The organism is Myceligenerans pegani (assembly GCF_014892515.1).
Classification (GTDB): domain Bacteria; phylum Actinomycetota; class Actinomycetes; order Actinomycetales; family Cellulomonadaceae; genus Myceligenerans; species Myceligenerans pegani.
In genome coordinates this window covers 55,019-66,101 of record NZ_JADBGR010000111.1, presented here as the reverse complement: position 1 = coordinate 66,101, position 11,083 = coordinate 55,019, and the positions used below count along the sequence as shown (strand labels likewise).

Genomic DNA, 11,083 nt, shown 5'->3' with positions numbered 1-11,083 from the left:
CGGATCGACGTGCCGTTGGACGGGATCGACCCGGATGGTGACTACGTGATGCTGTCGGACATCTCGGGAGCTCCGACGATGGGCCGTGCGCGGATCACCGACGGCTTCATCGACTTCGAGGCGTCGCCCGACGCCGTAGGGACCGACACGTTCACCTACACCGCCACGGACACCCGGGGCGCCGTGGGAATCGGCACCGTCCGGGTAGGCATCGCCCCGTTGCCGGAGACCAATCAGAAGCCCGTCGCGCAGGATGACGAGACTCTCGTGCGGCCGGAACGGATGGTGGCGATCGACGCGATGGCGAACGACACCGACCCGGACGGCGACGAGATCGGCCTGGTGGAGTCCCTGTTCGGCAGCACCGGCGACCTCGAGCCCGCCGTGGCCGACGACCAGGTGGTCGTGACCGCACCGTCCGAAGCCGGGCAGCATCCCTTCTACTACGGTATCCAGGACATCTACAAGGCGCGGGCACAGGGTGTGATCACGGTGAGGGTCTCCCGGGATGCGCCGCTCGTTCCTCCGGTGGCGAACGACGACGTCCTGTCCGTCCCGGACGTGGTGGGCAAGGAGTCTGTCACCGTGGACGTCCTGGTCAACGACGTCGATCCGGACGGCGTCGCCGCGGACCTCGAGGTGAGCCTCGGTGTGGACGCCGGGGAGGCCACGCTGTCGGAGGACGGCAAGGTCACGGTTCCCCTGACCTCGGACCTCCAGATCGTCACGTACACCGTCACCGACATGGACGGGCTCGAGTCGAGTGCGTTCATCCGGGTGCCGGGTGACTCGCTGACACCGCACCTCAAGCCGGGCCTGGAGCCGCTCGAGGCCATCAGCGGGGAGCCGCTCGAGATCGATCTGAACGACTACGTCGTGGTCGAGGAGGGCCTGAAGCCGCGGATCACGGAGGAGTCCACCGTGAGCGCCGTCGAGGGGTCGGTCGAGGTGGCGGACCGTGAAAACATGGTCTTCGTCTCGGAGGAGGACTACATCGGGCCGGCGTCCGTGAGCTTCGAGGTGACCGACGGAGACGGCCCGGAGGATCCCGACGGGCGCAAGGCGACCCTCACGCTTCCGATCGAGGTCCGAGCCACCGAGAACCAGCCGCCGGAGATCAAGGGGTCGCCGGTGCTGGAGGTTCCGGCTGGGGACGAGGGCGCCGTCGACCTGGCGGCCTACGTTCGTGACCCGGAGAACGACGAGCTGTCGTTCGAGGTGAAGGACAGTGGTGACGGTGTGGCCGCCTCGGTGCAGGGCAGCACGGTGACGGCCCAGGCGGAACCGTCGGTCACCAAGGGTGCCTCGCAGACCATCCCGTTCACGGTCACCGACGGTCATACCGATCCGGTCGAGGGCGCGCTGACCGTCCAGATCGTGGCGTCGACCAGACCGCTGGCCGTCACGGGCGAGGACATGGTCGACGGCGCGCATGAGGGCGTCGCCACGAATGTCGACGTGCTGGCGAACGACACCAACCCGTTCCCGGAGACCCCGCTCGAGCTGTTCGGCGTCCCCGTGGTCGAGACGGGTAGCGGTACCGCCGACTACAGCGGCGACCAGGTGGTTGTGACGCCCGACGAGGGCTTCCACGGTGCGATGCGGGTCAAGTACACGGTGCAGGACGCCACCAAGGACCCGGACCGTCAGGTCGACGGGGTCGTCAACCTCACGGTGCTCGGGAAGCCGGAGGCTCCGCGCGCTCCGCGTGTGGAGGAGGTGCGGTCCGAGACCGTGGTGCTGTCGTGGGACGAGCCGAACAACAACGGCGCGCCGATCGAGGGCTACACGGTGACGTCTTCTCGGGGAGACGAGCAGCCGTGCTCCACGACGACGTGCACGGTGAAGGGTCTGACGAACAACGTGACGTACACGTTCACGGTGCAGGCGGAGAACGAGGTCGGGCTGGGTGAGGCGTCGCCGCCGTCCCAGGAGGCGCGTCCCGACGAGAAGCCGGACCAGCCGGCGCCGCCGGACCTCGAGTTCGGCGACAAGTCGCTCGACGTGACGTGGGTCAACCGAACGTACACGGACCGTTCGCCGATCGACTGCGTGAACCTCGAGATCTCTCCCCCACCTCCGAGCGGTGTCATCCAGAAGGAATGCCTCCAGGGGACCAGTACGACGTGGGACGGATTGGAGAACGGCACGGCGTACACGGTGCGGGTGCAGGCGAAGAACCAGGCGCCCGATCCGTCGGAGTGGTCCGACCCCTCCGCGCCGGAGGTTCCGGCGGGCCCGCCGGAGCGGCCCGCGGCCCCTACCGCGACGCGTGTGAACACCAACCTGGGCGGCCAGGTCGAGGTGAACTGGACGGCGCCGGCGAACAACGGTGACGCGATCAAGAGCTACGACCTCGACATCCTGCAGAGCGGTTCGGTCGTCAGGACGCTTCCAGACATCGCGGGCACGAGCCAGACCGTGGAGAACCTGGACACCGACAAGAGCTACACGTTCCAGGTCACAGCCGAGAACAAGGCCGGCAAGTCCGAGACCAGCCCGCAGTCCAACGCCGTCCTGCCGCACGGCACGCCCGATCGTCCCGCTGCGCCGACCGCCAGGCTGGGCAGCAACACGAACGGGCAGGCGGACGTGAGCTGGAGCGGGATCGGCGACTTCCGCGGCACGGGCGGGTACTACGAGGTCCGCGCGAACCAGGCGAACCCGAAGGGCCCGATCACCGGCACGTCCTACACGTACCAGGGCCTGTCGAACGGCACCGCCTACACGTTCAGCGTGCGCGCCTGCAACGCCCAGGGTGCATGCTCCGCCTGGTCCGGGGAATCCAGTCCGGCGGTCACCCCCTACACCGTGCCCGGTACGCCGGGGGTCACCTGGCACCGGTCGGGCAACGGCCAGGGTGGCTACTTCACGGTGCGCGGCCCGGGCTCGAACGGTGGACGTCCGGTGCAGCGGATCGAATGGCAGGCCTCGGGCTCGTGGTCGAACTCGGGCACGATCCAGCAGGGCGGCTGGCCGACCAACATCACCGTCGGCAACAACGGCTACGACAGGACCTACAGGCTCCAGGCGCGTGCCTGCAACGCGGCCGGCTGCGGTAGCTGGGCGTCGGCCACGGGCACGACGGTGTCCGCCCCCGACCCCCAGGCCACGGTGGTGCACGGCTCCAGGGTCAGCAACGGCGACTGCACCCACTCGTCGTGCGCCTACTACAAGGTGAACTACAGCGACTTCCCGAGCGGCAGTCACCGGGTCGAGTGCTGGTCGGAGACCAACCCGGACACCCCGGGCTGGCACAACATCATCGACGGGAGCACCCGGCCGGGCGGCGCCGGAGAGACCCGGACCTTCGGCGGGTCCGGCTCGATCGAGCTGAGATGCTTCTACGGCTACCCCGGCACCAGGGTCGGTGTGGTCATCGACGGCAAGGCCTACAGCAGGACGACGTGGTAGGCGGGCCCGGCCCACGGTACCGACACGACGAACAGAACACGACACGGATCTCCCATGAAACGAGGAAGTAAGGACACATGAGCACCAGCACGATGACACCCGAACAGGCGGCCTGGTTCGCACAGACCTTCGACCGTCTGGTCGGCAACGTCGGGCAGGCGGTGCTGGGTAAGTCCCAGGTCATCCGACTGGCTCTGACCTGCATGCTCGCCGAGGGCCACCTCCTGCTGGAGGACGCACCCGGCACCGGCAAGACGGCGATGGCCCGGGCGATCGCGGCGTCCGTCCAGGGCACGCACAACCGCATCCAGTTCACGCCCGACCTCCTGCCGTCCGACGTCACCGGCGTGACGATCTACGACCAGAACACCGGGAAGTTCGACTTCCACCAGGGCCCGATCTTCGCGTCGATCGTGCTGGCCGACGAGATCAACCGCGCTTCACCGAAGACCCAGTCCGCCCTGCTCGAGGTCATGGAAGAGGGTCAGGTCACCGTCGACGGCGTGCGGCACGGCGTCGGCAACCCGTTCATGGTCATCGCGACGCAGAACCCGATCGAGCAGGCCGGTACCTACCGTCTGCCCGAGGCCCAGCTCGACCGCTTCCTCATGAAGACCTCGGTGGGCTACCCGGACCACGCCTCCACCGTCGAGATCCTCACCGGCGCCTCGGTGAAGGACCGCAGCCTGGCGCTGCAGCCGCTGATCACCACCAAGGCGGTGACGGAGATGTCGGCACTGGGACACACCGTCTACACCGACACCGCGGTGCTCGAGTACGTCTCCCGTCTCGCGGAGGAGACCCGCAACGCGCCCGAGGTGCGCGTCGGCGTCTCCGTCCGTGGCGCGCTCGCACTGGTGCGCTGCACCAAGGTGTGGGCGGCCGCGCACGGCCGGAACTACGTGCTGCCCGACGACGTGAAGGACCTCGCCCAGCCGGTGTGGGCGCACCGCTTCGTGCTCGACCCCGAGGCGGAGTTCGCCGGCGCGCAGCCGGACATCATCCTGGGCCGCATCCTGTCCGATGTCGCCGCTCCGCAGGAGCGTGTGTCGGCATGACGACGACGGCGACCCGGCCGCCCGTCACCACCAGTGCGACGTCGCGGCCGGGATACGGAAAGCGGACGGAGGCCCCGAGCGGCCTCGGTGCGCGCGGCGCGGACGCGAGGCGTGCGACCCGGCGCGGCTGGGTGACGTTCTCGGGAGCGGTCCGGCGCAGGCTGTCCGCGGTACGTGAGTGGCTGCGCCCGCTCACCGAGGCGTTCAGCGGCTTCGGCTTCGCCGTGCTGGTCACGGCGGTGGCGGCGTGGGTGGCGGGCCTCATGCTCTCGTGGGTCGAGGTGCTGATCGCGGCGGTGCTGCTGACGGTGACCCTGATCGCGGCGAGTGCGTTCGTGCTCGGCAAGTTCCGCTACACCGTGGTGCTTGACCTGGCGCAGCGGCGCGTGACCGTCGGCGATCGCGCCGTCGGCCGCCTCGACGTGCGCAACGAGACCCGGCGCCCGGTGCTGCCCTCGGTGATGGAGCTCCCAGTGGGAACCGGGACGGCCGCGTTCCCGGTGCCGCGCCTGCGTGGCGGGGGAGCACACGAGGAGATCTTCACCATCCCCACGAGGCGCCGCAGCGTCATCGTCGTGGGGCCGGTGAAGTCCGTGCGCGCCGACCCGCTCGGCCTGCTGCGCCGCGAGGTCACGTGGACCGAGCCGGAGGAATTGTTCGTGCACCCGCAGGTGAAGAACCTGATGGGGTCGAACACCGGCTTCTTCAAGGACCTCGAAGGGCGGGTCACCCAGGACATCTCCAACTCGGACGTGTCCTTCCACGCCCTGCGCGACTACGTGCCGGGCGACGACCGGCGCCACATCCACTGGAAGACCACCGCGCGCACCGGCCAGCTCATGGTCCGCCAGTTCGAGGAGACCCGGCGCTCGCACCTCGCGGTGCTGCTGAGCACGCGCGCCGAGGACTACGCGAGCGAGGAGGAGTTCGAGCTCGCGGTCAGTGTCTGCGGCTCGCTCGGCCTCCAGGCGATCCGCGAGGACCGGGGCGTCACGGTGATGGTCAACGATGCCGGCAACCTGCGCGGGGACCACCGCACGCGGCTGCTGGACGACCTGTCGCGGATCGAGCTGACCTCGACGAAGACGACGCTCGCCGATCTCGCCCGGATCGCGGGCACCACGGTGAACGACGCGTCGGTGATGTCCTTCATCACCGGCAGCCTCGTCACGCCGACCGAACTGCGCTCGGCCTCCGCCCGCCTCCCCGTGGGCGTGCAGGTGATGGCCATCCAGTGCGTGCCGGGGGCCTCGCTGTCCCGGCACGCCATCGCCGAGCTCGGCGTGCTGACCCTCGGCAAGCTCGGCGACCTGCCGCTGGCGCTGCGAAAGATGAGTGAAGGATGAGCCACGACGAGACCACCCGCGGCGGAGCGCGCCGCGGGATCAACCCGGACGGTCGGCGGCCGTCCGGCCTGACCGGGTCGAGCACCAGGGGCAGCGGTACGACGCGGCGCGCCGACGACGCGCGCCCGCGGGCGATGAAGAAGGGCGCCTGGTTCGACCTGGGCGCCATCGCGGTGATGTGCGGTGCGATCATCGTCGGCTTCGGCCCCGTCTGGGGAACGCTCGGCTACCTGGTGCCCGCCGTCGGCGGCGCCGTCCTCGGCGTGTTCGTCGCCTGGCTGTGTGCCTGGCGCCGCTGGCCCGCCGTCACGGTGGCCGCGCTCGCCGTCGTCGGCTACCTGTTGTTCGGGGCGCCTCTCGCGCTGCCGCGGGACGCGATCCTCGGCATCGTCCCGAGCCTGACCACGCTGCAGGATCTCCTGCTCGGCGCGATCCAGGGCTGGAAGGCCTTCGTCACGACGGTCCCGCCGTTGTACTCGTTCCCCGACCTGGCGATCGTGCCGTACCTGATGATGCTGCTCGTGGCGCTCGTCGCGACGACGATCGCGCTGCGCGTGCGGCACGCGGCCTGGGCGATGCTGCCGATCATGGCGGGTTTCGCCGGCGTGATCCTGCTCGGCACGCTGGAGACCGCGCTGCCGATCGTCCAAGGCCTCGTGATCGCCGTCGCCGGCCTGCTGTGGGGCGGCGTCCGGGCGATGGGGGCCCGGGTCGGTACCCACTCGATCAGCACCGAGCAGAGCCGCGAGGCCACGCGCCGCCTGGTCTGGTACCGCGTTCGCACCGGCGCGATCATCCTCGGCGTGGCGGCCGTCGCCGCCGGATTCGCCGGGCCGGCGCTCCTGCCGGACAGCCCGCGCACCGTGCTGCGAGAGGAGATCACCCCGCCCTTCGACCTGCACGAGTTCTCGACGCCGCTCGCCTCCTTCCGGCACTACGCCAAGGACGAGAAGGAGACCGAGATCCTCCGGATCACGGGTCTCCCGGAGAATGCCCGGGTACGGCTCGCCACGCTCGACGAGTACGACGGCGTCGTGTACGACGCCGCGGGCGAGGGCGGGGCGACCGGCGTCTACACGCGCGTCGGCCAGCGGATCGTGACGGCCGCGCAGGGCACCCGTGCGACGGTCCAGGTGACGTCGCTCGCCTACCGCGACGTGTGGGTACCGGAGGTCGGTGACCTCACCGGGGTGACCTGGACGGGTTCGCGTGCCGCGGACCAGGGCGCGGGTACCTACTACAACAGCGAGACCGAGACCGCCGTCACCCTCGCCGGCGTGCAGCCGGGCGACACCTACGAACTCGACACCCTGCTCACGACGTACCCGTCCGAGGAGGAGCTGGCCGACGCGACCGTGTCCGAGGTCGAGCTCCCGAAGACCGACAAGAGGTCTCTCCCGGCGAACGTGTCCGGCAAGGTCGCGCAGTACACCGGCGAGACGACCGACCCCGCCGAGAAGCTGTTCCTCATCCGGGACGCGCTGGAGGCGGGCGGCATCCTCTCCAGTGGCCTGGAGGGGCAGCCGCCGTCACGGCCCGGGCACGCCGCGGAGCGCATCGACGACCTGCTCGAGAAGGACGACATGATCGGCGACGAGGAGCAGTTCGCCGTCGCGTTCGCCCTGCTCGCCCGGCAGACGGGCATCCCCGCGCGGGTGGTCATGGGATTCGCCGAGGACGAGGAGTCCGACCGCAGCGCCGGCGAGGACTGGACCGTGCGCGGCGAAGACGTCAAGGCCTGGATCGAGGTGCCGTTCGAGGAGTACGGGTGGGTCCCGATCGACGTGGACCCGGACGAGGACACGAAGATCCAGCCCGAGCCCCAGACGCAGGAGCTGCCCAAGCCGCCGGTGCTGCAGGAGCCCGAGCCGCCGGAGGAGCCCGAGCAGAACAAGGCCGGCAGCGTGGAGTACGAGGAGCAGGACGAGGCCGACAACGAGGGCTTCGACTGGGGAATGCTCCTGACCATCGTGCTCGCGGTGGCCATCCCGCTGGCGCTGATACTGCTCCCGATCGTGCTGATCCTCGCGCACAAGGCGCGCCGCCGGGCCCGGCGGCGGACCGCCGAGGAGCTCGCCGACCGGTTCAGCGGTGGCTGGCACGAGGTGGTCGACGCGGTCACCGACATGGGCACGTCCGTGCCACGGTCGGCGACGCGGCGTGAGGGCGCGGGACTTATCGCGACAAAGCACGAGGCGCCCGGCACGCTTATGCTTGCCCATCGGGCCGATGCCACGGTCTTCAGCGGAAGGCAACCGACGCAGGCCGAGGTCGACTCCTTCTGGGAGGAGGTGGACACGGTCCTCGGGGGCCTACGCTCTTCCGTGAACACCCGGCAGAGGATCGCCGCGGCGCTGTCCTTGCGCAGCGTTCGCGCGCGCATGGCGGGAGGACGCGGCATGACGGGTGTGTGGCAGGACTTGGTGAAGCGAGGCTCGAAGGAGAACCGATGACGGACGTGGTGTGCAGCGGCTGCCTGTCGCGCCAGGCCGCGGGGACGCAGTACTGCGGGGTGTGCGGGCGTGAGTTCCCGCGCACCGGCAGGCCCGTGGTCGAGCAGCAGCCCGGGCCGCAGAGTGCTGTCCAGCAGCTGGCGGGCGGCGGGTACGGTGCGCCCCACGGCCAGGACCTGCCGTACCACCACGGCGGGTCGCGGATCGACGACGAGTTCCAGACCGGGACGTTCGTTCCCGTCCGCGACCCAGGACCCGCACCGGCGGCGCCCGAGCCCGTGTACGCACACGTCGGCAGGCGGATCGTCGCGCTCCTGGTCGACGGCGCCGTGGGCGGCGCTCTCTTCGGGATCGTGTACGGGATCGCCCTCCTCATGGCTCAACCGCCCGAGGGCGTGATCGCCATCGACGAGAACGAGGCCCAGGCGATGCTCGTCACGCTGATGGCGGGTCTCTGGGGTGGCCTCGGCCTCATGCTCGTGTGGAACCTGTCCATGTGGATCTGGGAGGGCACGTCCGGCAAGACCCTCGGCAACGTCGCGCTCGGCATCCGCACCCTGTCGGCCCGTGACGAGAAGCCGGTCGGCTTCTGGCGGATCGTCCTGCGCGTCCTCGTCGTCGGCGCCGGCAGCCTGGCCTGTGGCGTCGGCAGCTGGGTGGTCCTGCTCAGCCCGCTGTGGGACAAGGGCGGTCGCAAGCAGGGCTGGCACGACAAGGCGGCGGGTGCCGTCGTGATCGACATCAAGAAGAAGCCCGCACCCGTCGTCGAGGGCTTCGACCCGGACTCCCGGCCGCGCGCACCGGGCCGGGTCACCTCCGGCCAGGGCGCCGCGGGCCGGGGCGTTCCCGGTCCCCGCACCCCCGCTCCGGGCACCCCCGCTCCGGGCTCACCGGCCGCCCCGGCGAGCCCGGGTGCGCTGCGCGCGGCCGGCCAGGCCCACACCGCCGCGTCGTCGGCGGGTCAGGCGCCCGTGTTCGACCCGGTGCAGCAGGCCGGGCCGCAGGCCCCGGCCTCCTTCACCCCGGACGGTTCACCGGCCCCTGCCCAGCCGGATCCCTGGTCGTTCCCCAAGGCATCGGGCCCCCCGACCGGCGACGGGCTGATCACGGACGTGCCGGGTGGCGCCGCGGGCCCTGCCGGCCCGTTCCCGCCCGTGAGCTCCGGCCAGCAGGGTCAGGCGCCGTCGTCCCAGCAGTGGCCGGGCGGGCAGCCCTCGGCCCAGCCGCAGCAGCCGATGCTGCCCGGCGCACCGCCGGCGTCCCCGCCCGAGGCCGCGCCGCCGACGGCGTCGTCCACGCCCTCGCCGCCGGCCACGCCGAACTCGCCGCGACCGATCACGGCCGCGAACACGATTCCGGATCACCCGCTGCTGGAGACGTCGCCGTACCCGCCGATCTCGCAGCCGCAGCGGCGCGACTCGCAGCCGACCCGCGCCGTCAGCATCGACCCCCCTGGTCAGGGCCAGGGTTCCGGCTACGGCCGGCCGCCACGCGGACAGCACGCGGCTCCGCAGGGCCCCGACCCGGACGCGACCAACGTCGAGCAGGCGGCCGGACCGGCGTCGGACGAGACGATGCTGCAGATGCCGACCGGCTCGAGCGGTGCGATGGACCCGCCGCCGGTCATGGGCGCCGTGCTGGAGCTGGAGTCGGGCGCGAGGGTCCGCGTGGACGGCCCGACCCTGGTGGGACGCAACCCGCAGGCCCCGGGCAGCGCGGGCGTCCAGCTGGTCCAGCTCCCGGACCCGACGCGCTCGGTGTCGAAGAACCACGCCGAGCTCGGCGTCGACTCCGCGGGTCTCTGGCTCACGGACCGTGGCTCGACGAACGGCACCGTGGTGTCCGTGCCGGGCCTGCCACCCCGGGTCGCGGAGGCCGGGGCGCGGGTGCGCGTCCCCGTCGGCTCGACGATCCACTTCGGGGACCGGCGCGTCGTCGTCCACCCTGGGGCGGAGGGGTGAACTCCGACAACCGGCCGTCGCTGATGTGGGGTGCCGCATCCGACCGTGGCCGGCGGCGGAAGATCAACGAGGACGCCTACCTGGCCGAGAACGGCGTGTTCCTGGTCGCGGACGGCATGGGCGGGCACGACGCCGGAGACATCGCCAGCGCCACCGCGCTCGGCGCCCTGAGCTTCCTGCTCGAGGCCGACACGATCGAGCCGGAACTGGTCGACGTCCTGGTGGACGTCGCCCAGAAGGAGGTGCGGGCCATCGAGACCGGCCCCAAGGGCCGCGGCGCGGGCACCACGCTCACGGGTGCCGTGCTGGCCTACGTCGACGGCGTGCCGTACTGGCTCATCGTCAACGTCGGCGACTCCCGCACGTACCTGCTGTCCAACGGCGAGCTGGAACAGATGAGCGTGGACCACTCGGAGGTCCAGGAACTGATCGACGCCGGCATGCTCACCGCCGAGGAGGCGCGCCACCATCCCCGGCGCAACGTGATCACCCGGGCCCTCGGCGGGCCGGACGAGCCGGACGCGGACTTCCGGTATGTTCCGGTCGAGGCGCACGAGCGGATCCTCGTGTGCTCGGACGGCCTGACGGCCGAGCTGGACGACGAGCAGATCCGCGAGATCCTCCTCGCCGTGCCCGATCCGGGGACCGCCGCTCAGGAACTGGTCGACTCCGCCCTCGAGGCGGGCGGTCGTGACAACGTGACGGTGCTGGTCGTCGATGTGACCGGGGTGCCCCACGACACCGACGGCGTCACCGCAGAGCGCGACCAGGACGTGGTGCCGGGCGGCCGACGACTGATGGAAGACACGCAACCACGAAACGGCGGATGACCGAGACGCCGGAGGGACCGA

General features: G+C 71.0%; 6 protein-coding genes. All 6 read left to right on the top strand.

Annotated elements, in window-relative coordinates; translation table 11 throughout:
• On the top strand, positions 1-3,414 hold a 3,414-nt coding region (locus IIE03_RS24630), incomplete at its 5' end, for a fibronectin type III domain-containing protein (RefSeq protein ID WP_192865439.1).
• 77 nt (positions 3,415-3,491) lie between these two features.
• Positions 3,492-4,472 (top strand): AAA family ATPase, encoded by a 981-nt coding sequence (locus IIE03_RS24625; protein ID WP_225998285.1) that lies wholly within the window; start codon positions 3,492-3,494, stop codon positions 4,470-4,472.
• The gene (locus IIE03_RS24620) at positions 4,469-5,818 is read left to right on the top strand and encodes a DUF58 domain-containing protein (RefSeq protein ID WP_192865438.1); all 1,350 of its coding nucleotides are present in this window, start codon (positions 4,469-4,471) and stop codon (positions 5,816-5,818) included. The genes IIE03_RS24625 and IIE03_RS24620 overlap by 4 nt, the downstream gene beginning before the upstream one ends.
• Positions 5,815-8,271 carry a transglutaminase TgpA family protein gene (locus IIE03_RS24615; protein ID WP_192865437.1) on the top strand — a complete coding sequence of 819 codons (2,457 nt, stop codon included), beginning with the start codon at positions 5,815-5,817 and terminating at the stop codon, positions 8,269-8,271. Before IIE03_RS24620 ends, IIE03_RS24615 begins: the two co-directional genes overlap by 4 nt.
• The gene (locus tag IIE03_RS24610) at positions 8,268-10,232 is read left to right on the top strand and encodes an RDD family protein (protein ID WP_192865436.1); all 1,965 of its coding nucleotides are present in this window, start codon (positions 8,268-8,270) and stop codon (positions 10,230-10,232) included. The genes IIE03_RS24615 and IIE03_RS24610 overlap by 4 nt, the downstream gene beginning before the upstream one ends.
• Positions 10,229-11,062 (top strand): PP2C family protein-serine/threonine phosphatase, encoded by an 834-nt coding sequence (locus IIE03_RS24605; RefSeq protein WP_318843160.1) that lies wholly within the window; start codon positions 10,229-10,231, stop codon positions 11,060-11,062. Before IIE03_RS24610 ends, IIE03_RS24605 begins: the two co-directional genes overlap by 4 nt.
• The last annotated feature ends 21 nt before the right edge of the window (positions 11,063-11,083 follow it).

What these genes read in the sequence shown, in the direction of transcription:
- IIE03_RS24625 (WP_225998285.1), top strand. Translation starts at nt 3,492, where the DNA reads ATGAGCACCAGCACGATGACACCCGAACAGGCGGCCTGGTTCGCACAG.
- IIE03_RS24620 (WP_192865438.1), top strand. Translation starts at nt 4,469, where the DNA reads ATGACGACGACGGCGACCCGGCCGCCCGTCACCACCAGTGCGACGTCG.
- IIE03_RS24615 (WP_192865437.1), top strand. Translation starts at nt 5,815, where the DNA reads ATGAGCCACGACGAGACCACCCGCGGCGGAGCGCGCCGCGGGATCAAC.
- IIE03_RS24610 (WP_192865436.1), top strand. Translation starts at nt 8,268, where the DNA reads ATGACGGACGTGGTGTGCAGCGGCTGCCTGTCGCGCCAGGCCGCGGGG.